General features: G+C 60.8%; 30 protein-coding genes. 14 read left to right on the top strand and 16 right to left on the bottom strand.

Translation table 11 applies throughout. The annotated features are described in order from the left end of the window. The first annotated feature begins 141 nt into the window (after window positions 1–141). Window positions 142–744: an NAD(P)H:quinone oxidoreductase gene (gene wrbA / locus HDE79_RS05810; RefSeq protein WP_184600913.1), complete on the top strand. Its 603-nt coding sequence runs from the start codon at window positions 142–144 to the stop codon at window positions 742–744. Next, entirely contained in the window at window positions 741–1109 is a 369-nt protein-coding gene (locus HDE79_RS05805) for a DUF2069 domain-containing protein (protein ID WP_184600912.1), read from the top strand. The genes wrbA and HDE79_RS05805 overlap by 4 nt, the downstream gene beginning before the upstream one ends. A gap of 83 nt (window positions 1110–1192) precedes the next feature. On the opposite strand, the gene HDE79_RS05800 is transcribed toward HDE79_RS05805, so the two are convergent. From HDE79_RS05800 to HDE79_RS05770, 7 genes are all read right to left on the bottom strand, one after another. Beyond that, on the bottom strand, window positions 1193–2416 hold the full coding sequence (locus tag HDE79_RS05800) for a GAF domain-containing sensor histidine kinase (RefSeq protein WP_184600911.1): 1224 nt from the start codon (window positions 2414–2416) through the stop codon (window positions 1193–1195). A 365-nt stretch (window positions 2417–2781) separates the two neighbouring features. Continuing rightward, window positions 2782–3762, bottom strand: coding sequence for an NADPH:quinone oxidoreductase family protein (locus HDE79_RS05795; protein WP_184600910.1), 981 nt, complete (start codon window positions 3760–3762; stop codon window positions 2782–2784). A 35-nt stretch (window positions 3763–3797) separates the two neighbouring features. Continuing rightward, a complete protein-coding gene (locus tag HDE79_RS05790) occupies window positions 3798–4142 on the bottom strand; it encodes a hypothetical protein (protein WP_184600909.1) in 345 nt (114 codons plus the stop codon). Window positions 4143–4260: 118 nt separating this feature from the next. Next, the gene (locus tag HDE79_RS05785) at window positions 4261–4542 is read right to left on the bottom strand and encodes a hypothetical protein (protein WP_184600908.1); all 282 of its coding nucleotides are present in this window, start codon (window positions 4540–4542) and stop codon (window positions 4261–4263) included. A gap of 95 nt (window positions 4543–4637) precedes the next feature. Further along, window positions 4638–5336: an MgtC/SapB family protein gene (locus HDE79_RS05780; protein WP_184600907.1), complete on the bottom strand. Its 699-nt coding sequence runs from the start codon at window positions 5334–5336 to the stop codon at window positions 4638–4640. 110 nt (window positions 5337–5446) lie between these two features. Further along, complete coding sequence (locus HDE79_RS05775) at window positions 5447–5857, bottom strand: hypothetical protein (protein WP_221440014.1); 411 nt, start codon at window positions 5855–5857, stop codon at window positions 5447–5449. A gap of 102 nt (window positions 5858–5959) precedes the next feature. Further along, window positions 5960–6745 (bottom strand): thioesterase family protein, encoded by a 786-nt coding sequence (locus HDE79_RS05770; RefSeq protein WP_184600906.1) that lies wholly within the window; start codon window positions 6743–6745, stop codon window positions 5960–5962. 103 nt (window positions 6746–6848) lie between these two features. On the opposite strand from HDE79_RS05770, the gene HDE79_RS05765 reads away from it, so the two are divergent. Both HDE79_RS05765 and HDE79_RS05760 read left to right on the top strand, forming a co-directional pair. Continuing rightward, window positions 6849–8489, top strand: a complete 1641-nt coding sequence (locus tag HDE79_RS05765) for an acyl-CoA dehydrogenase family protein (protein WP_184601142.1) — start codon at window positions 6849–6851, stop codon at window positions 8487–8489. Between the two features lie 138 nt (window positions 8490–8627). After that, window positions 8628–9119 carry an asparaginase domain-containing protein gene (locus tag HDE79_RS05760; protein WP_184600905.1) on the top strand — a complete coding sequence of 164 codons (492 nt, stop codon included), beginning with the start codon at window positions 8628–8630 and terminating at the stop codon, window positions 9117–9119. 140 nt (window positions 9120–9259) lie between these two features. Here HDE79_RS05760 and HDE79_RS05755 read toward each other — a convergent pair whose 3' ends face one another. Both HDE79_RS05755 and sufT read right to left on the bottom strand, forming a co-directional pair. Then, window positions 9260–11074, bottom strand: a complete 1815-nt coding sequence (locus HDE79_RS05755) for a M4 family metallopeptidase (protein WP_184600904.1) — start codon at window positions 11072–11074, stop codon at window positions 9260–9262. 460 nt (window positions 11075–11534) lie between these two features. Continuing rightward, entirely contained in the window at window positions 11535–12092 is a 558-nt protein-coding gene (gene sufT / locus HDE79_RS05750; RefSeq protein WP_184600903.1) for a putative Fe-S cluster assembly protein SufT, read from the bottom strand. 122 nt (window positions 12093–12214) lie between these two features. Between sufT and HDE79_RS05745 the strand changes: the two genes are divergently transcribed. Beyond that, the gene (locus HDE79_RS05745; RefSeq protein WP_255488256.1) at window positions 12215–12799 is read left to right on the top strand and encodes a hypothetical protein; all 585 of its coding nucleotides are present in this window, start codon (window positions 12215–12217) and stop codon (window positions 12797–12799) included. On the opposite strand, the gene HDE79_RS05740 is transcribed toward HDE79_RS05745, so the two are convergent. Both HDE79_RS05740 and HDE79_RS05735 read right to left on the bottom strand, forming a co-directional pair. Continuing rightward, window positions 12800–14272, bottom strand: coding sequence for an NAD(P)(+) transhydrogenase (Re/Si-specific) subunit beta (locus HDE79_RS05740; RefSeq protein ID WP_184600902.1), 1473 nt, complete (start codon window positions 14270–14272; stop codon window positions 12800–12802). It abuts the gene before it with no gap. Then, on the bottom strand, window positions 14272–14592 hold the full coding sequence (locus HDE79_RS05735) for an NAD(P) transhydrogenase subunit alpha (RefSeq protein ID WP_184600901.1): 321 nt from the start codon (window positions 14590–14592) through the stop codon (window positions 14272–14274). The genes HDE79_RS05740 and HDE79_RS05735 overlap by 1 nt, the downstream gene beginning before the upstream one ends. 138 nt (window positions 14593–14730) lie before the next feature. Here HDE79_RS05735 and HDE79_RS05730 point away from each other — a divergent pair, with 138 nt between their 5' ends. The 3 genes from HDE79_RS05730 to HDE79_RS05720 are packed head-to-tail and all read left to right on the top strand — an operon-like array spanning window position 14731 to window position 16298. Beyond that, window positions 14731–15318, top strand: a complete 588-nt coding sequence (locus HDE79_RS05730) for an RNA polymerase sigma factor (protein WP_184600900.1) — start codon at window positions 14731–14733, stop codon at window positions 15316–15318. Then, the gene (locus HDE79_RS05725; protein ID WP_184600899.1) at window positions 15315–15761 is read left to right on the top strand and encodes a DUF3619 family protein; all 447 of its coding nucleotides are present in this window, start codon (window positions 15315–15317) and stop codon (window positions 15759–15761) included. The genes HDE79_RS05730 and HDE79_RS05725 overlap by 4 nt, the downstream gene beginning before the upstream one ends. A 3-nt stretch (window positions 15762–15764) precedes the next feature. Beyond that, entirely contained in the window at window positions 15765–16298 is a 534-nt protein-coding gene (locus tag HDE79_RS05720) for a DUF3106 domain-containing protein (RefSeq protein WP_184600898.1), read from the top strand. A 66-nt stretch (window positions 16299–16364) separates the two neighbouring features. Here HDE79_RS05720 and HDE79_RS05715 read toward each other — a convergent pair whose 3' ends face one another. Further along, the gene (locus HDE79_RS05715) at window positions 16365–17465 is read right to left on the bottom strand and encodes an NAD(P) transhydrogenase subunit alpha (RefSeq protein WP_184600897.1); all 1101 of its coding nucleotides are present in this window, start codon (window positions 17463–17465) and stop codon (window positions 16365–16367) included. Between the two features lie 143 nt (window positions 17466–17608). Between HDE79_RS05715 and cdd the strand changes: the two genes are divergently transcribed. Continuing rightward, window positions 17609–18022, top strand: coding sequence for a cytidine deaminase (gene cdd, locus HDE79_RS05710; RefSeq protein WP_184600896.1), 414 nt, complete (start codon window positions 17609–17611; stop codon window positions 18020–18022). Between the two features lie 110 nt (window positions 18023–18132). Continuing rightward, a complete protein-coding gene (locus HDE79_RS05705; protein WP_184600895.1) occupies window positions 18133–18792 on the top strand; it encodes a MarC family protein in 660 nt (219 codons plus the stop codon). Between the two features lie 112 nt (window positions 18793–18904). Here the strand turns inward: HDE79_RS05705 and HDE79_RS05700 are convergent, their stop codons facing one another. Further along, the gene (locus HDE79_RS05700) at window positions 18905–19393 is read right to left on the bottom strand and encodes a hypothetical protein (RefSeq protein ID WP_221440013.1); all 489 of its coding nucleotides are present in this window, start codon (window positions 19391–19393) and stop codon (window positions 18905–18907) included. Window positions 19394–19617: 224 nt separating this feature from the next. Between HDE79_RS05700 and HDE79_RS05695 the strand changes: the two genes are divergently transcribed. The 4 genes from HDE79_RS05695 (at window position 19618) to HDE79_RS05680 (ending at window position 22745) form a co-directional block, all read left to right on the top strand. Next, entirely contained in the window at window positions 19618–20187 is a 570-nt protein-coding gene (locus HDE79_RS05695; protein WP_184600894.1) for a nitroreductase, read from the top strand. Continuing rightward, the gene (locus tag HDE79_RS05690; protein ID WP_184600893.1) at window positions 20175–21089 is read left to right on the top strand and encodes a 5'-3' exonuclease H3TH domain-containing protein; all 915 of its coding nucleotides are present in this window, start codon (window positions 20175–20177) and stop codon (window positions 21087–21089) included. Before HDE79_RS05695 ends, HDE79_RS05690 begins: the two co-directional genes overlap by 13 nt. Window positions 21090–21134: 45 nt before the next feature. Continuing rightward, a complete protein-coding gene (locus HDE79_RS05685) occupies window positions 21135–22103 on the top strand; it encodes a DMT family transporter (protein WP_184600892.1) in 969 nt (322 codons plus the stop codon). A 66-nt stretch (window positions 22104–22169) separates the two neighbouring features. Then, complete coding sequence (locus HDE79_RS05680) at window positions 22170–22745, top strand: NUDIX hydrolase (RefSeq protein ID WP_184600891.1); 576 nt, start codon at window positions 22170–22172, stop codon at window positions 22743–22745. Between the two features lie 25 nt (window positions 22746–22770). Here the strand turns inward: HDE79_RS05680 and HDE79_RS05675 are convergent, their stop codons facing one another. The 3 genes from HDE79_RS05675 to HDE79_RS05665 form a co-directional block, all read right to left on the bottom strand. Beyond that, window positions 22771–23826: a TMEM43 family protein gene (locus tag HDE79_RS05675; RefSeq protein ID WP_184600890.1), complete on the bottom strand. Its 1056-nt coding sequence runs from the start codon at window positions 23824–23826 to the stop codon at window positions 22771–22773. 63 nt (window positions 23827–23889) lie between these two features. Then, window positions 23890–25620: a gamma-glutamyltransferase gene (gene ggt / locus HDE79_RS05670; RefSeq protein ID WP_184600889.1), complete on the bottom strand. Its 1731-nt coding sequence runs from the start codon at window positions 25618–25620 to the stop codon at window positions 23890–23892. After that, window positions 25617–25877 (bottom strand): YfhL family 4Fe-4S dicluster ferredoxin, encoded by a 261-nt coding sequence (locus HDE79_RS05665; protein WP_184600888.1) that lies wholly within the window; start codon window positions 25875–25877, stop codon window positions 25617–25619. The genes ggt and HDE79_RS05665 overlap by 4 nt, the downstream gene beginning before the upstream one ends. Window positions 25878–25999: the final 122 nt, after the last annotated feature.

Raw genomic sequence — 25999 nt, 5'->3', positions numbered from 1 at the left:
GCCGGGTCGGTTTGCACCCATGCCTGCGTCATCACTCGGTCGTGTACCGACGTACACTCCCTCCTTCTTCCTTGGCCTGCGCGCAAACCGCTCCCGGCGCGGGCCACGTGGAGATCGTAAACAGGCACTAAGGATCACTGCATGAACCACGACATCCTCGTTCTCTACTACAGCCGAACCGGCCATACGGCACAGCTCGCGCGACTTATCGCGCGCGGTATCGAAGAGGTACCCGGCATACGTGCGCGCCTGCGCCAGGTGCCGCCCGTCGCACCGGTCACCGAAACCGCACAGCCGCCTGAGCCGGAAGACGGTGCGCCCTACGTGGAGAAGCGGGACTTGCTTGAATGCATCGGTTTGGCCATGGGCAGCCCCACGCGCTTCGGCAACATGGCCGCGCCGCTGAAATACTTTCTCGATAGCACAGGCGCCGAATGGGCCAACGGCACGCTGGTCGGCAAGCCGGCCGCGCTGTTCACCTCCACCAGCAGCATGCATGGCGGTCAGGAATCCACCCTGCTGACCATGGCGCTGCCGCTGCTACACCACGGCATGCTGCTGCTTGGCCTGCCTTATACCGAAGCCGCACTCAGCAGCACCCAAACAGGTGGCACGCCCTACGGCGCCAGCCACGTCACCGGCGGCAAGGGAGACAACCCGATCAGCGATCACGAACGCGACCTGGCCCGGGCCCTGGGCCGACGGCTCGCCGACACCGCCCGCAAGCTGGCGGCCAGCGCATGAGTTCGCACCTGCCTGCCGAGCAACGCTGGGGACTGTTTGCCTGGGCCATGCTGGTGCTGCTGCAGTTCGTCTGGCATGCGTGGCTGGTACCGGCGCAAACCGTTCCAGTGTGGCTGATGCTCGCCATCACGGTCGTGCCGCTGCTGTTGCCGCTGCTGGCCATTCGCAATACGCGACGTGCCCTGCTCTGGGTCGGCATCCTCAGCCTATTCTATTTCTGTCACGGCGTTGCCGAAGCGTGGAGTTCAGCCGGCGAACGTTGGCTGGCACTGATCGAAGTAGCGCTCACCCTGTTATTGATAGGTACCCTGGGTGCCGGTGTACGGCGACGTCCGGATCAACCCGAGAGGTCGTCGTTGCGTTGATGCCGTGGAGGCGGGAAGCTTGTAAATTCCAACGTTGATAGCATCAGCAGGTTGGGCATCGCTTTGCTCAGCTCAACCTACAATCAGGCACCCACACTTGTGAGCCCAGGCTGGCTCGTCTCGTCGCAGTCGAGCGGCATGTGAAAAGCGAATCGCGTTGCTGAAGCATCCGAGGCAGCCTGCAGCGTGCCGCCATGCGCTTTCGCGATCTCCGCAGCGATGTACAGGCCGAGCCCCAGACCAGGTCGTGGTGAGGCGGATGTGCCTCGCGTAAACGGCTGGAAGAAACGTTCGATCTTGTCCCCCTCGATCGGCTTGCCCGCATTTTCCACCGCAAGCTCGAAGGCGGACTCCGTGCTGGTCATGAAAACGCGCACTGGCGCCTTGTCCGATCCGTGGGTTATCGCGTTGGAAAGCAGGTTGCCGAGCAACTGGGCGATGCGACGGCGATCGCAGCGAAAGGTTCGATCCAGCGACATGGTGACTTCGATCTTTCGATCGGGATGCACGCGCTGGATTTCCGATACGACATGCTCCAGATCGCCGGCAAGATCGTGGCTACGTTCAAGTGAAACCGAGATACCTTCACCCAGCCTGCCGCGTGCAAAATCCATCACGTTGTTGATCAACTCCGACATGCGCTGGCAGCTGCGCTGGATATGCTTTGCGACACGCCGCTCGCGTCCGTCGGGCAGATCGCGCTCCAGCATATCGGCACCCATGCTGATCGACTGCACGGGATTGCGAAGATCATGACCCAGCACAGCAACAAACTGATCGCGTAGTCGCGCGGTCGACTGCGCATCAACCAATGCCAGCTCGGCAGCATCCCTGCGCTGCTCGGTCTCGTACTGCGCGGCAATCAACTGGGTGAAAAGCTGGAGCGTCTTGAGAAGTTCGGGATCATCGAGCTTCGCGGGTGCAGGGTCGATCGCGCACAACGTCCCGAAAAAGCTTTCGTCCGAAAGAAAAATAGGAATCGAGATATAGCTTTCGAATCCGTACAACTTGGGTGTCGGATGGTTCGAAAAAAGCGCGTGCTCGCTGGCGCTCCCAAACAGCACTGGCTGATGATGCCCACGAATTTCGTTGCAGATGGTGGACTCGAGCACCAGTTCGCCACCGGGCTTCAGACCAAACTCGATGCGGTCGTAGACGGCGCAGGCAGTCCACTGGGTATCGGTGACTCGCGCCACCGCGGTAAAGCGCATGCCAGTTGTACGCGCCACCACTTCCAATATCGTGGGTACCGCGTCCGATCGTGAGATCAGTGCAATGTCGCGATCAATGGGAGATCGGTTATCCATGAATTGCTCAAAAGTAGTAATACCAAAGCAACCTTCGGTAATCGCGTCGCTCGAGTAATCACGTTGCTCGCTATTGCCCCAAAACCAACACGCTGGTTGGTCATTCGACAGCTATCGGTCCCGTTTAATGGGGCCAATATGCATGGAAACGCGGCTTTTACCTAGACTCATGATCAAAACGTCGGGCCAGCACGCTGTCGCTTGCAACGACACAGTCGTAAACGGCAAGCGAGTAACACGCTGCATGACTTCCGGACGGATGGCAGGTGAATAGCTGCCACGGGCACGTCCTGGGTGGGCGAAGGAGCGGCTCGCACTACCTCAGCCGAGACCATCCAGCACTTCGTCCCACCGAGCGCCGTTGCCTACTTATCGACCAACACCACGACCTTGCCGCGCACCTGACGTTTTGCAATGCGTTGCAGTGCATCGACAGCGCCAGCCAGCGGCAGTTGTTCGGTCACCGGCGGGGCAATCTGTTGATTGCGAAACCAGTCCAGCAACTGCAATAGATGAGCTTGCTGAAGCTTGGGGTTACGTTTGGCCCAGTCACCCCAGTAGACGCCCAGAATCTCGCGCTCCTTGAGCAAGGCGAGATTCAACGGTATCCGCGGAATCTCGCCTGTCGCGAATCCAACGACCAGCAGGCGTCCACCCCAGCTGGTCGCTCGCAGCGCAGCCTCGCTGTAAGCACCGCCGACTGCGTCATAGACCACATCGACACCACGTTTTTCGGTCAGCGCATCCACGCGCTCGCGCAGATCGTCACGCACGTAGTCGATCGTTTCATCGGCACCGTGCTCTCGGCACAGCGCGAGCTTTTCCTCGCTCGATGCCGCAGCGATCACGCGCGCGCCCATCAACTTGCCGATCTCGATCGCCGCAATGCCGACACCGCCGGATGCGCCGAGCACCAGTAACGTTTCGCCCGCTGCAAGCTTCGCCACGTCCTTCAGCGCGTGCAACGACGTGCAGTAAGTCAACAGCAGCGCCGAACCGGTGGCGTAATCCATGTCATCGGGCAACGGAATCACGCCGCGCGCGTCCACCGCGCATTCTTCAGCCAGCCCGCCGTGCGGCACCAACGCCATCACGCGCTCACCGACTTTCAGGTGACTGACTCCTTCGCCCACGGTTTTCACTACACCCGCAAACTCGGCGCCTGGCGAAAACGGCAACGCCGGCTTGACCTGATACAACCCCTGCACGATCAACGCATCAGGGAAATTGAGCGCCGCCGCCTTGATGGCAACCACCACTTGCCCGGGGCCAGCGGACGGCGATTCAACATCTTCAACTTTCAGATCTTCGATCGGACCGAATGCGTTGCAAACAAGAGCTTTCATGAAAATCCTGACGACTTGTGAAACGATCGAATAACTTATTCAGCGGCGTTGAACTGGTCTTGCGACATTTCCGTGTTGCAGCGGTTTTTCAGGTATTCGGCGTTGTAGGACTTGTCCTGGGAAATCATCGAGATTCGCGCCTCTTTAAGTTTCAAACCCAGATCACTGCGCAGCTTGGTCTTGTCGAAGCGCTCGTCTTCTGCGGCGTTCGCATGCTCGGTGTGCTTTTTGGCTTGGTCATAAAGTTGAAAGCGTTCGGACGCGGCCACGCACTGAGTCTCACGCAGGATCGACACATCGTACGTCTCGCTGCCCTGATGATCTTTGCCACAACCAACGAGAACAAGGGCGCCTGCCAAAACAAGCCAACGTGCTTTCATGAGATTTCCTCTTCAAGTCAATGTTCTTTGAATGAAGCTGTTGCGGAAAGACCGACCATACGGTCAATGAATGTGACGCCGAATGCAAGATCGCCCTAGTCCGGCATGCAGCCTTCGTTTAGCGCACTTCACCGCGATACCGTTTGAGCTGCACCTCGTGATCTGGCTCCGTTGGTCGAATCGCCGGCACACCGCGCTCTTCGCGCCAGACCGAGAACTGCATGTGGCACGCCGCGCAACCGCACTCGCCGCCGCAACGCGACCGGCATGCCGGGGTGCAGGTGCACGGCTTGTCCAGATCGGGAAACAGCTCAATCGCCGGCAGCTCGGGAAAATAGCCCTCCGTACGCGGGTATCGCCGCACACCTTCAGCAGTCGGTACCGTCACCGGTTCAGTCATCACCATCTCCATGTGTTCACTCATACGTATCACGGCAATGTGTCAGGCGGTGGGACAAAAGTGCGTGATGGCTTCAGGCGTTGACCAGTACAAAACTACGGCGTTACTTTGCCCGCCGTAGTAAATGACACGGCCTCAGCGCCTTCAATCTCGCGACACGCATCCGCGATGGCGGCCAGCTTGTCGGCCGGAAAATCCGCAGCGAAACGGATGATCACCCGATCCTGACCGTCGGCATCCCGGCGCAACAGCATGTGATCCACCGGCGTATGAAAGCTTGCGAGTACCGCTTCGACCGCCGAGAGCGCCGAGCCTTGCGTCACTGCTACCTGTATCGACGTGTACTTTCGGCGAGGCCGAACAAATCGTCGCTCGATCGGCTTCAGCAGGGCAAGGATGACCCATAGAATGGCAGTCGCGAAAACAGCGGGAAAATAAAGGCCGGTGCCGGCAGCCAGGCCAACAGCGGCCACTGCCCAAAGACTCGCCGCCGTGGTCAGCCCCTTGATCACCTGTTCTTTCTGCAGAAACAAGATCGTACCCGCACCCAGAAAGCCGATGCCGCTGATCACCTGTGCGGCGATGCGGGAAGGGTCCAGTACCACGTGATCCTGTTCGATTGCGTGGCTGAATCCGTAAGCGGAAACAATCACCGCCAAGGCAGCGCCCACGCTGACCAGCATATGAGTGCGCAGCCCCGCCGCCCACTCGAGCCGACCGCGATTGACACCGATCACCGAACCCAGCACGGCGGCGGTCAACAGTCGAAGCACTACGTCAATATCTGAAATCAAGGCGGGAACCTCTGGCTTTGGCTTGGCAAATCACGAAGGTGGCATCGAGTAGCGAGTCGACCCATGGCACAGCAACCCGTGGCGATGATGCCGATTCAACACTATCGAGACTACCTGCCATTACGTGTCTTGGGCGTCGCCGTACTCCACGCAATCAGTGCAAGCAGCGCGGCCTGCATCGGCAGGCGCAAAATCAGCGCCCAGTACGGAACGCCAAACAACTCCGGATACTGCAGCATGTAGATATGTGCTGGCGTCACCGCCAACGTCAGGATGAACAGGCCAATACCCGCCGCGCGGCGCGTCCTGCCCCAAAGCAACCCGGCAGCACCCAGCAACTCGAACACACCACTCACCAGCACCGCCGCTCGTGGCCACGGAATGTAAGGTGGCACGATCCGCATTTCCGTTTGGATGGCCGCAAAATGCGCGATGCCGCCCAGGAAAAACCACAGGAATACAAACACAATCCCGGCGATTCGCCAGCGACTCAGGCCGGCCAGTGATGTGAAGCGAGACATGGCAGATGGCGGGTATGAGGACATGAAATACTCGATACGCTCAGATTCGTATGAGCGTGAGCCTACAACGGGACAGGCGACACGCGGAAAGTCCCCAGTCTTTCATCCAAACACAACCATGCTCTGCCTGCTCAACGCCACTGGTTCGCCGCGTGGTCCCCATAGCATCACGCCTTGATTGGTATAGCCGTCGCGGGCGGCGATGAGCTCGGCGTCGACGCGCCAGTCGTCGAGACCGAGCTCATCGTAGCGGTCGCGCAGCAACTCGATCATCCAGGTGAGCGAACTGCCCGGCGTGGGCTTGTCGAACATGCCCAGTGCGATCGGCGGTATGAAATCAGCGAAGGCCAGCACATGTGTCTCATCGGGCACGCCTTCGTCGCGCAGTGAAATCTGTAGCGTGCTGTCGCGCTGCCGGCCACCAGTGAAGGGCAGGTCGCCTCGCAGCCAGCGCGCGTGGAAATGCTGCGTGAAAGCAGGCATCTGGCCTTCCACATAGCGCAGCTCGCGCGATACCTTGCTTTCGACGGCTGGCTGCTCGGGCTGAAAGTTGAGCACCGAAGGTCGCGCGCTACCGAACACGCCGACCAGCCGGCACAGGGTCTGATCGCCGTCGCATAGACTTGCCTCGATCTGGACCGCACTGCGCCCTTCGCGCAGGCAACGCGCGTGAATGGTGATTTGACCTTCCGGCACCGGCGCTACAAAGGTGGTCTGCAGGCTGCGCAGCGGTATGTCTGCACTCACCAGTTCGCGCATCGCGCGCAAAGCCAGTGCCGCCTGCATTCCGCCGAAGGCGCTGCGCCCCTGCAGCCAGTCCTCGCTGACTGTGGCCTGCCAACTGTCGCCGTGTCGGGTGACAGATTGCATCGCTTCGGAAAATCGCATGATCGTTACCTGCACAGTGAAGTTGCCTTCGATGATGCCAGCACAGCCAGCCAACTGCTTGCATGCCTATACTTTGGCACTTCGACTCTGGATGGAGAACGCCATGGCCTTCCTGCAGGATGCCCCGCAACTGGCTCACCCTTATCGCAGCGACCGCTTGTTACGCGCACTGCTTGACCGCGCACTGCCAACTGATCGGCGGGTCGCGCTGGATGCCGATCTCGATGCCTTGGGTGATTACGCACAGATGGCATGGCAGCGTGTGGGCAACAGCACGCGACGCAAGCCCGTGCTGACGCAATGGGATGCATGGGGCCGTCGAGTCGATCGCATCGAGTTGACCACGGCCTGGCTGGAAGGCCCGCAGCTCACTACGCGCCATTCCGTGCTTGCAGCCGGCCATGCGAACCACGAATACGCACGACTGGAACAGTTTGCCCGCGTGTATCTGTACCACGTGGCCAGCGAGTTCTACACCTGCCCGCTGGCGATGACCGATGGCGCGGCTACTGCGCTGAAAGCCTCCGGCAACAAGGCGTTGATCGACCACGCGCTGCCGCATTTCCTGAGCCGTGAAGCATCAAGCTTTTGGCTCAGCGGTCAGTGGATGACCGAGAACGCAGGTGGTTCCGACGTCGGCAACACCGAAACCATCGCGCGGCGGGACACCGATGGCCAGTGGCGGTTACACGGCCGCAAATGGTTCAGCTCTGCGGTAGTCGGTGAAGCCGCGCTGGCGCTGGCGCGGCCCGAGGGCGCGGGTGAAGGCACCGGTGCACTGGCGTTGTTTTTCGTCGAGACGATGGATGGCGCGCAGCGCAAGCCGCAGCTGGTCATCGATAGACTGAAGGACAAACTCGGCACGCACGAACTGCCTACCGCGGAAATTCATCTCGATGGCCTGCCCGCTTGGCCGCTGGGTGAACTGGCCAACGGTGTGCGGCAGATCGCGCCGATGCTCAACGTCACCCGCACCTGGAACGCAGTGTGCGCCATTGCGAGCATGGCGCGTGCGATCAGCCTGGCGCGCGATTACGCGGCGCGCCGCGAATCGTTTGGACGTCCATTGATTCAGCAGCCCTTGCACGCCCAGACGCTGGCTGACATGCAGGCGGAGTTCGAGGGCGCCTTTGCGCTGACGTTCGAAGTAACGCATCTACTCGGCCGCGTCGAGCAGCACATCGCCGCTCCACACGAAACGCTGCTGCTGCGTCTACTGACGCCGCTGGCCAAGCTTTGGACCGGCAAGCTGGCGGTAAAGATCTGTTCCGAAGTACTGGAATGCTTCGGTGGCGCCGGCTACATCGAGGACACCGGCCTGCCGCAGCTGTTGCGCGATGCACAGGTGTATTCGATCTGGGAGGGCACTACCAACGTATTGTCGCTGGACAGCCTGCGCGCATTGGCTGGCGGCAGTTTTGCCTCCCTGCGCACTGCGGTCGATGGATGGCTGGACGGTTGCGAGGATGCGCGTTCGATCAACACGATTTATGCAGCGCTTGATGACGCGGCGACGTTTCTGGACACTCAGCGTGCGAGTCGTGACTCGCTGGAAGCTGGCGCGCGTGGTCTGGCAATTACGCTGGTGCGATGCGCAGCGGCCGCGTTGCTGGCGCGTCAGGCGACGTGGTCAGCCGCGCGGGGCGATGCCAGGCCAGCAGCCGCGTTACGGCGTTTTGTGGGACATGGTTTATTGCGGTTGAGTACGCAGGATGCGGCGGATACGGAATTGTTGCTGGCTTGACCCTTGTTATGGCTCTGACAGCGAGGCTTTTCGTCTCAATCGACTGATCAAAACCAAAGAGCTGAAGGAACAAAGTTGACAAGCACTACTTGGCCGCACCAGCTAAAATAAGCGAGTCATCAACCCTGGCCCATCCCTATGCAGCATCTCACCATCGTCACCACCGGCGGCACCATCGACAAGATCTATTTCGACGACAAGTCGGATTACAAGATCGGCGCACCGCAGATCGGCGAAATTCTCGCCCAACTCGGCGTGGCGTTTCAGTTCGACGTGATTCCGATCCTGCGCAAGGACAGCCTGCACATGGGTGCAGAAGACCGCGTACTGGTGCGCTCGACGATCGAGGGCCAGGCGCAACGGCATGTGCTGGTGACCCACGGCACCGACACGATGGTGGAGACTGCCCGCGAGCTGGCGCATATCGAGGGCAAGGTGATCGTACTGACCGGCGCACTGAACCCGGCGCGATTCCAGGGTTCCGACGCGGTGTTCAATATCGGTTGTGCGGTGGCTGCCGTGCAGACCTTGCCCGATGGCGTATACATCGCGATGAATGGTCGCATATGGGATCCAGCCAAGGTGCGCAAGAATCGTGATGCGAATCGCTTCGAGGAAGCAGCGGACTGAGCCAACTCTGTTCTGTCGAGCAGCAGAAAGCACTCTTGCCGTCTGTGCGAGACACAACAAAACGGGCCCGGCGAATAATGTCGGGCCCGTTTTGATTTATCCCTTTCGGGGTTGCGGATCTTCCTTGTCCGCGGCAGGACTTACCAGCTGGCTTTCAGCGAAACACCCGAGAAAGCGGCGTAAGCGTTGAGATTGATGTAGTACGTGCCGGACGGCGCGCTGAAGGTACAACTTTCGGCATTGCCAGTCTTGTATGGGCGGCAGTCGTAGCTGCTGGTAGTCGGTGCCGAACCCAGCTTTACGTAGAGATCAGCGTCTCCGGTGCCACCGGATATGGCGATGGTCAGGGTGCCGGAGCCTGAAGGCACGGTCACGGTGTAACTCAAGACACCACCCTTGGCGGCGGCAAGTCCAGTCACGGCCACACCATTCTGCAAACCGCCAGTACTGCCGCCACCGGTGCCCGGGCAGGTCACGTCGACGCCGGCGAACGCGGCGATCACGTCATCCTTGTTGTAACCCAGATCGGTCGCTGCCGACTCCACGCCGCAGGCGCCGGAGTTGAAGGTTGAAGTGGCAGTCCAGTAGACCTTGTTGGCCAGCGCGTAGGCCTGGAACGCTTTCTTGGTATCCCAACCAGAGGTCTTGGCCAGCAGGCAGAACGATTTGTTGTAGACGCCGCTGGAGTAATGGACGTCAAGACTGGACGTGTAGTTGGCGGCGTTGTCGATCGAGCCGCCATCCTGCGGCGGGTTGCACATATAGCGCAACGCCGTGCCATTCTTAATGATGTCGGCGCCGACCAGAAAATCATTCTTGCCGCGGTCGAAATACTCCGATGCCTCACCGGCGATATCCGAATAGGCTTCATTCATGCCGCCGGACTGGCCGGTGTACTGCAATGCCGAATGCTGCTCGGTGTAGCCGTGGCTGATCTCGTGGCCGGTCACGTCGAGCGATACCAGCGGGTAGAACGTGGTGGCACCGTCGCCGAAGCTCATCACCGACCCGTCCCAGAAGGCATTCTCGTAGCTTTTGCCGTAATGCACTTTCATCACCAGCGGAAAGCTCAGCGGGTTGCCGCCGGTATATCCCTGATACATGTCGTGCACCACGCTACCGAAGTGATGCGCATCATTGGCCGGCGAGTAAGCGCCGTTGATGGCATCGGTATTGCTGGTCGGACAGATGAAGCTCACCAGGGTGCCGGTCCCGGAGGTGGCATTTTTGAGGTTGTACGTACTCACGTCGGTGTTTTTCAACGTGCAGGTCGTACCCGACTGCGTCACATTGAGCGCGGCGTATTCGGTGCCATAGGTGTACATACCGGTCTTCGTGTTGCCACCGGGTCCATTGGCCGTGGCGTCGGTCAGGCCGTTCCAGCTCTGGATTACCTCGCCAGTGCTGGCGTCGATGATCGCAGTGGGCCGGGTCGGATTTTTCGCGTCATCAACAAAGTACGAGACGCGATAGACCAGCCGCGTCGGACCGTTGTCCTGCGGATAGACGAACAGATCAGTCTGCTGATTTTGGATGAATGCGCCGGCAACCACTACGGTATGTGCATGTCCTTTCAACACCGCAAGCGCCGCAGCTGGCGTCAGCGTTGGAACGGCCGAGATCAGGTCGGATGGTGTGCCCCGCATCAGGTCTCCGGTGGCACGCAATGCATTGCCGCTGGCATCCTGCACCACGGCGATGCTGCGCCCGTAAACCGGCACGCCGCGATAGAACTGCTGCTGACGGACAACCTGCGTACCGTTGGCGAGCGGCACCGCGCCGCGTGCCACTAGCGTCATATCCTGTCCAAGGTTCAGACGTGTGGCCAGCGAACTGACCGGCTGAGCGCCGAGATTTTGAGCACGCAGGGTTTGAGTAGTGGCAGCGGTAGCCGTGGAGGCGGCGACCATGCCAATCGTTGCAACCATAAGCTTCGAACGGAAAGTGTTGAGCATTAGGGTGAGAGCTCCACGATGTATTGGGGACAAGACCGCCCGATGCGGCCATGAGGACCCCATTCAAATTCGCCGTGCTGGCGGCACGGCTTCGCACTCGGTGACTGCCCGGCGAGGCCGGGGTTCTGCTCGCGTCCCCTGGCCTTGGCACGCAAGGCCGATTTCAAACGCGGTGCTGACCGGCGGCGGTAACTTGATGAGCAGATCTATCGATCAACCGACCGTCAGCCAGACCATTAGACGTTATTACTTACGATATTAGTAGGCAATACGAATATTTCTTACGACCACCGATTAGCTCACAGATTTGGCTAAAGATAGTAGAAAGCCGGAAATACCACGGAAAACCGAGCCTGCGGGCCTGAAGCACCTTGGGCGAATTCGCGATATTTCGCGAATTGAAGCGAGCCTGAGATCGCCATGTCGTTAAAACTTACGCCTGATTAGCCGCTATGCGCGCTCAAAGCATCCCGGTTTCGAGCTTGGCGGCATCGGACATCATCGAATGCGTCCACGGCGGGTCGAACACGAGGTCAACATCCGCCTCGATGATCGTGGGGATCATCTCCAGCTTGGTGCGTGCGTCGTCGACCAGGATGTCGCCCATGCCACAACCCGGTGCGGTGAGCGTGAGCTTGACGTAGACCTTGCGCTCGCCGGATTCGGTGTGTTCCAGGCTGAGATCGTAGACCAGACCGAGCTCCACCACGTTCACCGGGATCTCCGGATCGAACACGGTACGTAGTTGATCCCACGCGACTTTTTCCACATCCGCGTCGGTGGCGTTGGCGGCCACTTCGATCGGTGGCGGCAACTCCTTGCCCAACGCATCGGCCTCCTTGCCGGCAATGCGGAACAGGTTTCCTTCGACATACACAGTAAAGCTGCCACCCAGCGCCTGCGTGATATAGCCGATCTGGCCGGCCGGAAGTTCCACCACATCGCCCTGGGGCACCATCACCGCGCTGCAGTCGCGCTGCAGAGTGAAAGGTTCGCTGCTCAAACTGAAACCGCTCATGCCACCTGCCAAATACGCTGTCTGCGAGAAAACATCACCAAGTACGGCGTAGAACGCCGCGTCGGGTTGCCTATTATGCCGTCCGCGAAGCGAACTGACCCCAGAAAGATCAGGCCAAAATCGTGGAACTCAAGAATTGGCCGTGGGCCAGCCACGCTATGATGGCTGCTTTGCCCGATGGATGGATGCTTGATGGCGCACTGCACGATCCAAAGCTGCCCAATGCAGCAGCCCTTGCCTACCCCTTTTTTGCCGCGTGGCTGCCGATGAGCGTGCGGTCCATCGCCAGTCTGGTCTTTTCCGCCTTCATTGCCGCGATGCTTGGGCTGGCTGCCGGCGCACTGTGGATGGTGGTGACGGTTTATCAGCGGCAACCGATGCCATGGTTGGTGTTGCCCATTGCCGCCATCCTGGCCTGGACCATCCGCAACAGCGTGCGCAAACCAGGCAATGTTGCCGCCGCGCTGGCCGCGCTGGCCACCTTGCTGGCGTCGATCTACGTCAGCATGTTGATTGCCGCGGCGCAGATTGCCGGCAGTATGGGCTTGGGCTTCGTCGATACCCTGCTTACCGCCGGCACCGGCATGCTTTGGCAGCTGGCGCGCATCGGCTTCTCGACTTCGGACGTGGTGTGGACGTTGCTGGCCATGCTGCTGGCAACCTGGCTAGGCCTGCGCCCGTTGCCGATCAAGAAACAGCCGAAATAGTCAGGCGTCCAACGACTTCAACTCGGTCACCAGCTCGCCCGCCGCCGCCTGTCCATCGCCATAAAGCATGCGGGTGTTATCGGCATAGAACAGCGCGTTCTCGATGCCCGCAAAACCGGTGCCCTTGCCGCGCTTCACCACAATCACGTGCCTGGCGTTGCTGACGTCGAGAATCGGCATACCGTAGATCGGTGAGGCCGGATCGGTCTTGGCCAGTGGATTGACCACGTCATTCGCGCCGATCACCAGCGCCACGTCGGTCGCCGGGAACTCCGGGTTGATCTCGTCCATGTCGGCGATCAGATCGTACGGCACGCCGGCTTCGGCCAGCAGCACGTTCATGTGGCCCGGCATGCGGCCGGCCACCGGGTGGATGGCAAACTTTACTTTCACGCCGCGCTTGATCAGCAGCTGCGCGAACTCCCACACCTTGTGCTGCGCCTGTGCTACGGCCATGCCGTAACCGGGCACGATGACCACGCGCTCGGCATAGGCCATCATCACCGCTGCGTCAGCCGCATCGACGGGTTTCTGCGCACCGTCAATGGCCTTCGCTTCGCCACCGGCAGCACCGAAGCTGCCGAACAGCACGTTGCCGATCGAGCGGTTCATCGCCTTGGCCATCAGCTGGGTCAGCAGCGTACCTGCCGCGCCCACCACCGTACCGGCGATGATCATTGTCTCGTTACCCAGCACAAAGCCTTCGAAAGCCACCGCCAAGCCAGTAAACGCGTTGTACAGCGAGATCACCACCGGCATGTCGGCACCGCCAATCGGCAGCGTCATCATCAGGCCGAAGAGCAGCGCCAGCGCGAAAAATGCGGCGATCAGTGGATAGCTGGCGTAGCCGCTGACCAGAAGAATGCCGACCACAATCGCCACGGCCAGCAACAAGAGGTTGACCGCACGCTGGGCCGGAAACACAAAGCGCCTGTCTAGCCAGCCCTGCAGCTTGGAAAACGCGATCAGCGAGCCGGAGAAACTCACCGCACCGATCAGCGCACCGAGCACGCCCAACGTCAGCTCGATCGGCGACAGCGGCACTACCGGGATGACCGGGTGCGGTGCGTCGATTGCCCAGGCCTCCGGCCGCAGTGGCGAAGTGTCGGGAATACAGTGGGAGGCCAGCAGGTTGCGCACGTAGCCGATCAGCTCGACCGCACCGATCGCCGCCGCCGCCCCGCCGCCCATGCCGTTGTACAGCGCTACCATCTGCGGCATGGCCGTCATCGCCACACGCCGACCGCTCCACCACGCGGCGCCTACCCCGACCACTACCGCCGCGATGATCAATCCGCGGTTGTGCATGTCCGGCAGGAAGAATGTGGCCAGCACCGCCACCAACATGCCGTAGCCCGCCCATACGATGCCACCGCGCGCGGTGCGCGGCGAACTCATGCGCTTGAGACCCAAGATGAACAGCAGTGCGGCGAGAAAATAACAGGCCTTGATCAGGCTCGGCAGCCAGATCATCACTTGGCCTCCTTGCCGATGGCCGATTTGCCCGCGTCAGGCTTGCTGGACTTGAACATCTCCAGCATCCGCTCCGTCACCACATAGCCACCGGCAGCGTTACCCGCGCCAAGCAGCACACCAATGAAGCCGATCGTCATTTCCAGCGGTGTCTGGGCATGGCCTAGCGCGATCATGGCCCCAACCAGCACAATACCGTGCACAAAGTTGGATCCCGACATCAGTGGCGTATGCAGGATCACCGGCACCCGCGCGATGATTTCATAGCCGGTAAATGCAGCAAGCATGAAGATGTACAGCGCCAGGAAACCGTCGATCATGACCCCACCCCGCCAGGACTTAGTTATCCGCACACTATACGGTTGCCAGTCAACCCGTGCGAGCCTGCTGCGTTGATTACAGGAGTCGAACCGCTGGAGCCTGAGCATGCATCAACTGACGATGCGGACGCAGTGGCCATGAGCACGGTGGCCGGTACCTTGGAAGCCGAGCTGCTGCTGGACAGTGCACGCGAAACCCCTGCCACGCTGGACGCCTTTCTGGCGCAGGTCGAACGGCGCGCCTTCCGCATGGCCGAACTCAATCTGCGCCATCGCGAGGATGCGATGGACGCGGTGCAGGACGCCATGCTGCGGCTGGTCAAGCACTACCGTGAAAAGCCTGCCGCCGAGTGGCCGCCGCTGTTCTGGGGCATCCTGCGCCGACGCATCGTCGATCTGCAGCGTCGCCGCAAGGTGCGTTCGATCGTGGTGGGCTGGCTCGGCGGTGGTCGCGATGACGAAGGCGACGAGATGCCCGTCTGGGAGCCTGCCGATCGCGGCCCCGGCCCGCTCGACCGGCTGCACGATTCGCAGTCGTACGCGGACATGGCCGACGCTGTAAAAAAGCTGCCGCAGCGCCAGCGCGAGGCTTTCATGTTGCGCATGCTGGAAGGTCTGGATGTCGCGGAAACGGCCCGTTCCATGGGCTGCTCCGAAGGCAGCGTCAAAACACATCTGTCGCGCGCGATGCATCATCTGCGCGACCAACTGGAGGACTGGCGATGACTACGCCTGGCAACAAGACATCCGATCATCAACCCGGTGATCAGGCCGATCAACGCGATGAGCGCATCGCGCAACGTGCCCGCGAGCTTTTTCGCGAGGCCAGCCAGCGCATCGACCCGGTTACGGCCGGGCGCCTGCGCGCCGTGCGTCGACAGGCGCTGGATGCCGCCAAATCGCCACCGCGCCACACTGCCCGCTGGTTGATCCCGAGCAGCGCATTCGCTGCTGTCGCCTTCGCGATGCTGATGGTTTGGCAGCCGCTGTCGCGCGGTCCGGCCGTGCCGACGAACCACGCCATCAACGCTGCCGATCAGAGCGCGGATGTGGACAACGACCTGCCGCCCGATGCGGAAAAGACCGACCCCAATCTCTACCAGAATCTCGATTTCTACGGTTGGCTGGCCGCCAACAATGCATCGAACAATCAGCCGGTGAATCGCTGAACCATGGGCCGATTTTTTTCACTGGGGGTTGCGATGCTGCTGGCAGCGCTGCTTGCTGGCCCGATCGCCACGCCGCTGCACGCGCAGGATTTTCCACCGCTGCCACAAGATCAGAATTTGCCGCCTCCGCCGCCGCGGCCATGGAGCAGTCTGAATCCCGCGCAGCGCGACGTGCTGTCGCCGCTGCGGGACAAGTGGGACACGCTGCCGCCAAGCCGGCAGCAGAACATGCTGCAAAAAGCCGAACACTGGGTGACCCTGCCACCGGAAAAACGTGATGAAGTGCGCCTGCGCATCGCCCACTGGCAAGAAATGACGCCCGACCAGCGCAAACAGGCACGGGCCAACGTGCAACAGTTTCGCCAATTGCCACCGGAGCAGCGCGCAAAACTGCACGCCGCGTTCGAGCGCTTTCAGGAATTGCCGCCGGAGCAGCGCGATCGGCTGATGCAACAATGGCAGGCGATACCACCCGGTCAACGCATGCATTGGTCAGAGCATCAAGGATTGCCGCCCGCTGGTACCCCAGAGCACTAACAACCAAAGGCCCCGCCATGTGCGGGGCCTTTGGTTTTACGGCGTGCTATTTCAGGGTCTGTTGTTTCAGCCAGCGAAACGCGTTTCGCCGGCGTGACTCAAGCAGCTTTTTGCCACCAGCTCGTCATTGAAATCCGGCTGCAGCGCACCGTCGTGTACCAGCAACTCGACGAAGTTATAGACGTTACGCGCGTACATTTCCGACGCATGCAGCGGTGCGCCGGCCGACAGATTCAACGGTCCGAGAATCACCACGCCGCCGTGCTCAACCCGCTCGCCCGGTCTGGTCAGCTCGCAGTTGCCACCGCTTTCGGCAGCGAGATCGACGATCAGCGCACCCGGCTTCATGCCGTCGACCATGGCCGCAGTGAGAATCTTCGGCGCCGGCCGCCCCGGCACCGCCGCGGTGCTCACAATCACATCGACCGTTTTCAGATGCTCACCCAACGCCTGCTGCTGCGCGATACGCTCCTCGGCGGAAAGCTCGCGCGCATAACCACCGCTGCCCGCCGCGCTGACACCCAGCTCCAGAAACTTGGCACCCAGCGATTCGACCTGCTCACGGGTTTCCGGCCGCACGTCATAGCCCTCCGTCTGCGCGCCGAGCCGACGCGCTGTGGCAATCGCCTGCAGTCCCGCTACACCCGCACCGATCACCAGCACTTTGGACGGCCGAATGGTGCCTGCTGCCGTGGTCAGCATCGGGAAAAATTTGGGCGACGACTCGGCTGCAATCAGCATCGCGCGATAACCGGCGACCGCTGCCTGCGAACTCAGCACATCCATCGCCTGCGCACGGGTAGTGCGCGGCAGCAGCTCCAGCGAAAACGCCGTGAGCTTGTGCGCGGTCAGCGTTGCAACGCGCTCAGGCGCACCATATGGCCGCAGCTGACCGACCACGATAACGCCCTCACGCAACTGCGAGAGCACCGCATCGTCCGGCGGCAGCACGCAGGCCAGCAGGTCTGCTTGTGCCAGCACACCGGCGACATCGGCAAATTCGACATCGATATAAAGGCTGTCTGGAAACCCGGCCGCGCGCCCCGCGTCATGTTCGAGCAGAATGCGCAGACCCTTGCCACGCAGCTTCTTGGCCATCTCCGGCGTGATCGCGACGCGGCGTTCTCCCGGTGCGGCTTCACGCAAGGCAGCTACGGTGATCGGCATGAGGCAGTTCCCTTCATATGGTCCAGCTATCTTAGCGGCACTCGGGTGCTTGGGTTCTGCCAGGTTTGCGGCGCGCTACCGGCAGAGTAAGCTGGCCCGCCGGCATTGATGGTATGGATCGTTCGGGGTCACCGGAGATCGCGATGTCTGCACCGAATTCATTCGATTCACTGTTGGCAGCGGCACACGCTGCGCGCGAGCTTGCCTACGCGCCCTACTCCCACTTTCTCGTCGGTGCCGCCTTGCTGACCAACGACGGCCGCCAGTTCAGCGGCTGCAACGTGGAGAACGCCGCTTACGGCCTGTGCAACTGTGCCGAACGCACCGCACTGTTCAGCGCGATTGCCGCCGGCTGCAAGCCCGGCGACTTCGCCGCCATCGCCGTCGTTGGCGACTGCTCCGGCCCGATCAGCCCCTGTGGCTCCTGCCGTCAGGTGATGGCCGAACTGTGCGACGACGCCATGCCGGTGCTGCTGGCGAACCTGCGCGATGACAGGCATCAAACGACGGTGGCAGCACTGCTGCCTGGCGCGTTCAAGTTGTCGGAGTCAGGCTGATCGTTCCGGTCCTGTCGTGGACATGGCGTAGGCGAAAATCGAAATCGTCAGCGATCACAGTTGCAGGATCAGGGCGCCAATACTCAGCAAACTTTTGAGAACACCGGACCATGTTCGACTACGCGCTGCATTTCATCCCGCTGGCCTTCGCCGCGCTGCTACCGATCGTCAATCCGGTAGGGTCGGCGCTGATCTTTCTGGGCATCGTTGGCGTGGAACCGCCAGCGGTATATCGCCAACTGGCTTTGCGTATCGCGATCAACATGTTGATCTTTATCGCGGTGGTCGAGCTGCTTGGCGCCTGGATACTGAAATTTTTCGGCATTTCCCTGCCGATCCTGCAGGTAGGTGGCGGCATTACGCTCGCAGCCATGGGTTGGAGAATGCTCAATGCTCCGGATGCCGCGACCCCTGCTGCCGCAGCCATCGAGCGCGACAGTAACGCAGCGATAGATAAAGTCTTCTATCCACTGACATTTCCCCTGACTGTTGGTCCCGGCACGATCGTGGTCGTGCTGACGCTCAGTGCAAACGCATCCGGTCACAGCTGGGCGGACATTCTTTTGGCGCACGTCTCCATTTTTGTGGCGTCTGCGCTATTGGCTGTGCTGGTTTTCCTCAGCTATGGCTATGCTCCCGTACTGGCGCGCAAGATTCCCGAGCATGCGTTCAACGGCGTACAACGCCTCATCTCTTTCATCCTGCTCTGCATCGGTGTTCAGATCGCCTGGGGCGGCCTCGATACGCTGCTTCGCTCCCTGCCGCATTGATGATGGGATATTGATGGGGTGATTACGGTCAACCCCTAAAATTCGAACAGTCCTTCAATAAAAAACGGCGCATGTAGCGCCGTTTCTTCGATCAGGACCGAACGATCAGGATTTACTGATACTCGGTGCCGTTAACCACAACGTAGCCGGCATGCGGCCACGAGCTGCTGGTTCCATGGTGGGTCCAGTCGATACCCTGGCTGTCGTCGTTATCGTAGTAGTAACGACCCTGCACATAGGTGGTATCGCCTACCGCAACCCATGGCCACTTCGGGGCATTCATCTGATCGAGATCGGAAACGATTTCGATGGTAACGCCCGAGGCAACCTGCACGTAGAAATAGCCGTGATTGCCGCTACGGGTTTTCTTGGCAGGCAACACGGCCGTCACCATGCCACAAACGTCCTCAAACTGATCGGCGCTGATTTCGCCGTTTTCGAATTCCTGCTGGTCCTGCAGAAACTGCGAGTTGTTGCATGGAAACGACTGCGCCTTTGCCTGCTTGAATATGCCGCTGCTGTAGTTGTCCTGGGCATGCGCTGCCGTGCCAATCATCAATGTCGCGCCAAGCAGCGCGAATGACATGTAACGAAGCTTCATGACTACCTTCCTTTGTGCATGTTGTCCCCCTGCACTGACCACCATAGGAGAACTCTGTGGCGTTTTCTTTAAGAAAAAAAGACATGTAGCGAAAAAACACAACGACAAGCCAAATGCTACCCACAACACAACTGCCAAACCGGCTATTGGCCTGACGTGGCCGAAAGTCGCCAGAGAACGTTTCGCCAGTTAGCATGAGCTTCTTTGTATCACCGAGTTGCATCATGTCCGATCCGCTCTCGCTGCTTCTGCAGCGCCACTCCGTTCCCTCAAGCCAACTCGGTGAGCCAGCGCCAGACAAGGCGACTTTGCATGCATTGCTGAAAGCAGCCGTTCGTGTACCGGACCACGGCAAACTGGTGCCGTTTCGTCTGATCAAGCTGAAAGGCAAGTCGAAGCAGCGCTTCGGCGAACAGGTCGCTGACATTGCCATACGCAAGGATGCGGATATGTCCGACGCCAGGCTGGACAAGGAGCGTCGGCGCTACACGTTCGCGCCGCTGGTGCTGGTGCTGGTGGCATGCATCGACAAGCACAGCAAGGTACCGGCGATCGAACAGCAGATGACCGCTGGTTGCGTCGCACAGAACATCCTGATCGGCGCGTACGCGCTTGGCATCGGTGCACAGTGGCTGACCGGCTGGGCCGCGTACGATCCCGACGTGGCGGCGCTGCTCAAGTTGAAGGAAAACGAACATGTGATCGCCTTTATCCACATGGGCACGCCGCAGATCGACGTACCCGATCGCGATCGCCCGGCACTGAAAGGCCTGCTCAGCACATGGAAGCCGTAAGTCCGGCAACAAAGTCCACACGCACGGCGCACCTGGTCGACGGCAGCCTGTATGTATTTCGCGCCTGGCATTCGATGCCGAACGAATTTTTCGATGTGGCCGGCCATCCGATCAACGCGGTGCATGGCTACACCCGCTTTCTGTGCGAACTGCTGGAACGTGCACAACCCGAACATATCGCGGTCGCGTTCGATGCATCGCTGACCAGCTCGTTTCGCAACGCGATCTATCCCGCTTACAAGGCCAACCGCGAATTGCCGCCGCCGGATCTCGAACGGCAGTTCGTGCAGTGCCGCGCCATCACCGAAGCGCTCGGCATCCACCTGATGATCGACCACAGCTTCGAGGCCGACGACCTGATCGGCAGCACCGTGTGGAATCTGCGCGCCCTGGGCTGGCGCAGCGTGATCGTGTCCGCCGACAAGGACTTCGGTCAGCTGTTGGGTGAACACGACGAGCAATGGGATTACGCACGCAGCCTGCGCTGGGGACCGGCCGGCGTGCATGAGCGGCTCGGCGTTCACCCCCATCAGGTGGCCGACTACCTCGCGCTATGCGGCGACGCAGTGGACAATATTCCCGGCGTACCCGGCGTGGGGGCGAAAACAGCAGCCGCGCTGCTCACGCATTTCGGCAGCCTGGACAGCTTGCTCGACCGCATCGATGAGGTGGGTTACCTGCGCTTTCGCGGCGCAGCCGCTTGCGCGTTGAAGCTGCGCGAACACGGCGAAAAGGCGCGGCTCTATCGACGCCTGACACGCATTGCGCTGGACGCGCCTGGAGCCAGCGCCGCCGATACGCTGCTGCGTCGGCCCGATGCACAGAACCGTCTCGATAATCTTTGCGACGAGCTGAACTTCGGCGCCTTCACCCGCAGCCGACTGCGCAGCCTGCTGCGCTGAGCAGACGCTGGGCCGAATGGGCGGTTTTCACCCATACTCCGAACCATGCCGCTCGGAATCCTCTACGCCCTGGCTGCGGGCTTGATGTGGGGTCTGGTCTTTATCGCCCCTTTGTTGCTGCCTGATTACCCCGCCGCCCTGCTATCGGTCGGGCGCTATTTTGCGTTCGGCCTGATTGCGCTGATGCTGGCCTGGTTCGACCGCGCCGGTCTGCGTCGACTCAGCCGTGGCGATTGGCTGAAGGCGCTCAAGCTCGCCTTGGTCGGCAACTTGTTGTACTACCTGTGCCTGGCCAGCGCGATCCAGCGCGTCGGGGCGCCGCTACCGACGATGATCATCGGCACTTTGCCGGTAGTGATCGCGATCTGCGCGAATCGCCGCAACACGCAGCGCGACGGCAGCCTGCGCTGGCGCCAGCTGTTGCCTTCGCTGCTGCTGATCGCCGCCGGCATCGGTTGCGTCAATCGGGTTGAACTGCTCAACCTGCAGCAACAGACGCCCATCGATGGCAGCAACTATGCGCTCGGCGTTGTGCTGGCCATTGCAGCAGTTACCTGCTGGACCTGGTATCCGCTGCGCAATGCCGATTGGCTGCGCGCGCATCCCGATCGGCATCCGCGCGTTTGGAGCACGGCGCAGGGCGTCGCCGTGCTGCCGCTGGCACTGGCCGGCTATGTCCTGCTATGGCTGGTCACTCGCACCACCAGCCACCCGCTAGCGTTGCCATTCGGCCCGCGGCCCGGGCTATTCATCGGGCTGATGGTGACCATCGGCTTGTTCGCTTCTTGGCTGGGCACATTGTGCTGGAACGAGGCCAGCCAACGCCTTCCGACTAGCGTGGCCGGCCAGCTGATCGTGTTCGAGACCTTGTCGGCATTGGGCTATGCATTCGCGCTACGCGGTCAGATGCCTGCACCATTGACACTACTCGGTATCGCACTGCTGATCGCCGGCGTCGCGTTCGCGGTACGGTTGAAACCGGTGCCCGTGGTCGCGCAGGAGCACAGCGCCTGATCGCCCGCACGGTTGTCGTGCAGGCCCGGACACGGCAACATGCCGAGGCCCCAGATCAGACCTCCGATGAAGCCCAACACTCATCCGCTACCTGCCGACGCTCATGCATCAGTCGAAATGCTCTATCAAGGCCGCTGGCTGAGCCTGTGCAAGCGCGGCCGCTGGGAATATGTCGAGCGCACCAATCCCGCCGGCGCGGTGATCATTCTGGCAGTGACTCCCGAGGACGAACTGTTGTTCGTCGAGCAATATCGCGTACCGATTCAGCAGCACACCATCGAGATGCCCGCTGGTTTGGTCGGCGACATCGCCGCGCAGGCCGACGAGGGCGTGTTACTTGCCGCTCAGCGCGAACTGGAAGAAGAAACCGGCTATCGCTGCCAGCGCCTGGAGTTCATTCACCGCGGACCATCGTCGTCGGGGATGAGCACCGAGATGATCGCCTTTGTACGCGCATACGATCTGGAAAAGGTCAGCGCTGGCGGCGGCGATGAAACGGAAAACATCATCGTGCATGCGGTGCCGCGCAATGAGGCTGGCGCATGGTTGTTTGCGCGTGCGGCAGAGGGCTATTCCATCGACCCGAAACTGTTCGCCGGACTATGGTTCATCGAACACGAGAACCTGTTCAAAGCGAAATAAACAGACGTCCAAATGATTGTCGTGTTCAAAGCCTGTCGGTCGCCCGACGCTTGTGCCAGCGCAACCGCCAGACAGCCAAGGCCATGCCAAGCACGGTAACCAGCAACCAGGCGGTCATGGTCCACGTATCGTTACCGAGCCAAAGCACGGTGGACACCACGCCAACCACCAGAGCGCCCAGACCCAGGGCCAGCAGCGGATCACGGCGGCGATTGCGCGCCACCAGCAATACAAAGGCACCCAACGCAGCCAGCAAAACGGCAGCTATCCGCCGAAACACCAGATAGTCCGGTGGCATCGGCATGTCGGGGAGCATATCGAGCAGAGGCACTTCGCCGACCTCGATATCGTAGCCCTTGCCGTCGGCGACGTCGGTGGCCGGCACCAACCGATCGCCGTCGATGCGCGCAAAAACCGTCATCTCCCGCAACGGAATTTCGTCCCAGCTCACGCGCACATCACCCACTCTTGGGCTGTCCGGTTGAGCGCTGGTTGTCAGGTACTGCTGATAGGGACTGAAGCTTGCCGCGAGATTGGCTGGCAGCGATTTCATATCCGGTTCAACGGTCGCGGAACCGGGAAGTGCGCGCACCAGTTCAGGCGAGAGCCTGAAACCGCCGATCTGCACCAGTGTCGCGTCGAAATTCTTGCCGCTGATAGGGAAACTGGCGGGATTGGCGTGACCCACCGGCTGGTCAAAGCGACTGGCATCGAGCAGTCGATCCATCCAGGCGAGCTCGTAACTGACCGCGTTGCCAAAGTGAAGCTCGCGCCACTGGAACATTTCCACGTGTCGCACAAGCACCGGCGTATTGACCTTCTGACCGAACTCCGGATCGCTCGGTGGCTCGACTACGCCCGGCGTGCCGACAACTCTTGCCATGTGGCCATACTGGCCAATCTGCAGGCTGGCATCGCTACCCAGATCCATTATTTCGCCACCGTGCCGATCGGCAGCCAGGCGGTAATTCATCAGGCTGTGCGCGGTGAGCGCCACCAGCACCACTCCGGCGAACATCAGCAGGACGCCGACGATGTGCAGCACCACGCAACGCATCGACGCACCGCTGAATGGGCTCATCAAGCGAATCCGGCCGCAAATCGCGGCAATGCATGACGGATAGAAGCTTTCGCGGTCACTCGATCACTGCACCTTGCCGAGACCGGATGGATGGCGCGGATCGCTGGCCGCATCGAGCTGGTTGGCCTTGCGGTCCCAGGTAACCACGTTCATGAAACCCCACGACTCCCGCTGCTTCAACGCATAACCCATCTGGGTCAACGCGTCGCTGGTGGACTGGTCAAACGTGCCGGTCTCCACGTCGACTTCGTCGGGCATGTACTGATGGTGATAGCGCTTGTCCGCGACGATCTGCTTCGCACTCTCACCATCGATGAAATGGAGGATGCCTTCAAGCACCTGGGTGATGATGGTCGAACCGCCCGGCGAGCCTATAACAGCGGTGCGATCGGCACCGATCACGATGCTCGGCGACATCGACGAGAGTGGGCGCTTGCCACCTTTTGGCGCGTTAGCCACGCTGCCCAGCAAGCCATAGACGTTGGGCTTGTTCGGCACCAGGGCGAAGTCGTCCATCTCGTCGTTGAGCAGCACGCCGGTACCGGCAGCGACGAAGGTGGAGGCCAGCACGTAATTCACCGTCGAGGTGATACCGACCATATTGCCGTCTGCATCGATGATCGAAAAATGCGTGGTGTGCATGCCTGGCTCGCTGGCTTCGGCGGCCGGCAACATCGACGATGGCGTGGCCCGATCCGGCAGAATGCTCTGACGCAAACCATCGGCGTAGAACGGCGACAGCAGCATGTCCAGCGGCATGGTGACGAAATCCGGATCGCCCAGGTAATCGTTGTGATCGCGAAACGCACGACGCATCGCTTCGACGACGTAATGCACGCGATGCGCCTGATCGAGCTTGTCCAGATCGACACCAGACAAAATATTGAGAATCTCGGCAATCGCCACACCACCGGACGACGGCGGTGGCGCGGTCACAATGCGGTATCCGCGATAGTTGACCGTGATCGGCGTGCGCTCCTTCGCGCGGTAATTGGCCAGGTCAGCCAGCGTCCAGTTGCCGCCTGCCGCGTGCACCGCGGCAATCAACTTGGCCGCCGTCTCACCGTGATAAAAACCTTCATCGCCCTTCGCAGCGAGCAGTTCGAGCGTGTGTGCCTGATCGGCATCGCGCCAGATGGCGCCCTGCACCGGCGGCGCACCATTGGGCAGATATTTGGCAGCCGAGGCGGGCCAGCGCTGCAGATCTTTCTGCTGCTCATTGATTGCACCCAGCAGACGCGGGTCCGGCTGAAAGCCATCACGGGCAATGCGGATCGCCGGCGCCAGCGACTGCTGCAGCGGCAGCTTGCCGTAACGTTTGGCGATCAGCACCAGGCCTGCCGGTTCGCCGGGAATGCCGGCCGACAGCGGACCTTTCAATGCCGCATCGCGGTTCGGGCTGCCGTCAGGATTGAGGTAATCCTTGCTGTTGACCGCCATCGGTGCCGTTTCGCGAGCGTCGATAAACGTGTCGTGGTCGTCCTTGGCCCGATGCAGCACGCCCATGAAACCACCGCCGATGCCGGAGCTTTCCGGCTCCACCACCGACAGCGTCGACGCTACCGCGATCGCTGCGTCAAACGCATTGCCGCCCTTGGCCAACACTTCGAGGCCGGCATTGGTGGCGAGAAAATTGGCGCTGGCGATCGCCGCATGACCCGGGCGTTGCTGGGGGGCTACAGACTTGATCGACGTTGAAGGCGAATCTTTTGGTGAACCATCGGCGGCACAGGCGACACTCGTCACTAATAACAGGCTGCACGACAATGCGCGCCAGCGCAGGGATACCTTCATGCAACAGACTCCTTGGCCATCAGGTGCTGGTATTTGAGATCGAGCTGCTCGTGCGACTCGACGTTTTCGGGATCAGTGATGATGCATTCGACCGGACAGACCACCACACACTGCGGCTCGTCGTGATGACCGATGCATTCGGTGCACAGGTCCGGATCGATCACATAGAACTCCTCACCCAGCGAAATTGCCTTGTTCGGGCAAGCCGGTTCGCAGACGTCACAGTTGACGCAGGTATCGAGGATTTTGAGAGACATGCATTCAATAATACATGCTGGGCGCGTGATTCCCGGGGTAATGGTCGAGCTGACACGCAGAGTTTCGTCACTGCGGCGATACGGCCGGGAGCAGCCCTTTGTTCATCCCTATCCGTAAACAG

The organism is Rhodanobacter sp. MP1X3 (genome assembly GCF_014207165.1).
GTDB lineage: Bacteria > Pseudomonadota > Gammaproteobacteria > Xanthomonadales > Rhodanobacteraceae > Rhodanobacter.
Note: the sequence above shows the minus strand (reverse complement) of the source record. Positions and strands in the feature narration are given on the sequence as shown.

Bases quoted from the DNA above. Each gene is read 5' to 3' on its own strand.
- HDE79_RS05755 (WP_184600904.1), bottom strand. From the start codon at position 11,074: ATGCTCAACACTTTCCGTTCGAAGCTTATGGTTGCAACGATTGGCATG.
- HDE79_RS05675 (WP_184600890.1), bottom strand. From the start codon at position 23,826: ATGAGCCCATTCAGCGGTGCGTCGATGCGTTGCGTGGTGCTGCACATC.
- HDE79_RS05775 (WP_221440014.1), bottom strand. From the start codon at position 5,857: ATGTCTCGCTTCACATCACTGGCCGGCCTGAGTCGCTGGCGAATCGCC.
- HDE79_RS05695 (WP_184600894.1), top strand. From the start codon at position 19,618: ATGTCCGATCCGCTCTCGCTGCTTCTGCAGCGCCACTCCGTTCCCTCA.
- HDE79_RS05730 (WP_184600900.1), top strand. From the start codon at position 14,731: ATGAGCACGGTGGCCGGTACCTTGGAAGCCGAGCTGCTGCTGGACAGT.
- sufT (WP_184600903.1), bottom strand. From the start codon at position 12,092: ATGAGCGGTTTCAGTTTGAGCAGCGAACCTTTCACTCTGCAGCGCGAC.
- HDE79_RS05725 (WP_184600899.1), top strand. From the start codon at position 15,315: ATGACTACGCCTGGCAACAAGACATCCGATCATCAACCCGGTGATCAG.
- HDE79_RS05715 (WP_184600897.1), bottom strand. From the start codon at position 17,465: ATGCCGATCACCGTAGCTGCCTTGCGTGAAGCCGCACCGGGAGAACGC.
- HDE79_RS05705 (WP_184600895.1), top strand. From the start codon at position 18,133: ATGTTCGACTACGCGCTGCATTTCATCCCGCTGGCCTTCGCCGCGCTG.
- HDE79_RS05720 (WP_184600898.1), top strand. From the start codon at position 15,765: ATGGGCCGATTTTTTTCACTGGGGGTTGCGATGCTGCTGGCAGCGCTG.
- HDE79_RS05795 (WP_184600910.1), bottom strand. From the start codon at position 3,762: ATGAAAGCTCTTGTTTGCAACGCATTCGGTCCGATCGAAGATCTGAAA.
- HDE79_RS05735 (WP_184600901.1), bottom strand. From the start codon at position 14,592: ATGATCGACGGTTTCCTGGCGCTGTACATCTTCATGCTTGCTGCATTT.
- HDE79_RS05680 (WP_184600891.1), top strand. From the start codon at position 22,170: ATGAAGCCCAACACTCATCCGCTACCTGCCGACGCTCATGCATCAGTC.
- HDE79_RS05685 (WP_184600892.1), top strand. From the start codon at position 21,135: ATGCCGCTCGGAATCCTCTACGCCCTGGCTGCGGGCTTGATGTGGGGT.
- cdd (WP_184600896.1), top strand. From the start codon at position 17,609: ATGTCTGCACCGAATTCATTCGATTCACTGTTGGCAGCGGCACACGCT.
- ggt (WP_184600889.1), bottom strand. From the start codon at position 25,620: ATGAAGGTATCCCTGCGCTGGCGCGCATTGTCGTGCAGCCTGTTATTA.
- HDE79_RS05665 (WP_184600888.1), bottom strand. From the start codon at position 25,877: ATGTCTCTCAAAATCCTCGATACCTGCGTCAACTGTGACGTCTGCGAA.
- HDE79_RS05790 (WP_184600909.1), bottom strand. From the start codon at position 4,142: ATGAAAGCACGTTGGCTTGTTTTGGCAGGCGCCCTTGTTCTCGTTGGT.
- HDE79_RS05760 (WP_184600905.1), top strand. From the start codon at position 8,628: ATGCAGCATCTCACCATCGTCACCACCGGCGGCACCATCGACAAGATC.
- HDE79_RS05805 (WP_184600912.1), top strand. From the start codon at position 741: ATGAGTTCGCACCTGCCTGCCGAGCAACGCTGGGGACTGTTTGCCTGG.
- HDE79_RS05700 (WP_221440013.1), bottom strand. From the start codon at position 19,393: ATGAAGCTTCGTTACATGTCATTCGCGCTGCTTGGCGCGACATTGATG.
- HDE79_RS05740 (WP_184600902.1), bottom strand. From the start codon at position 14,272: ATGATCTGGCTGCCGAGCCTGATCAAGGCCTGTTATTTTCTCGCCGCA.
- HDE79_RS05770 (WP_184600906.1), bottom strand. From the start codon at position 6,745: ATGCGATTTTCCGAAGCGATGCAATCTGTCACCCGACACGGCGACAGT.
- wrbA (WP_184600913.1), top strand. From the start codon at position 142: ATGAACCACGACATCCTCGTTCTCTACTACAGCCGAACCGGCCATACG.
- HDE79_RS05690 (WP_184600893.1), top strand. From the start codon at position 20,175: ATGGAAGCCGTAAGTCCGGCAACAAAGTCCACACGCACGGCGCACCTG.
- HDE79_RS05800 (WP_184600911.1), bottom strand. From the start codon at position 2,416: ATGGATAACCGATCTCCCATTGATCGCGACATTGCACTGATCTCACGA.
- HDE79_RS05765 (WP_184601142.1), top strand. From the start codon at position 6,849: ATGGCCTTCCTGCAGGATGCCCCGCAACTGGCTCACCCTTATCGCAGC.
- HDE79_RS05785 (WP_184600908.1), bottom strand. From the start codon at position 4,542: ATGACTGAACCGGTGACGGTACCGACTGCTGAAGGTGTGCGGCGATAC.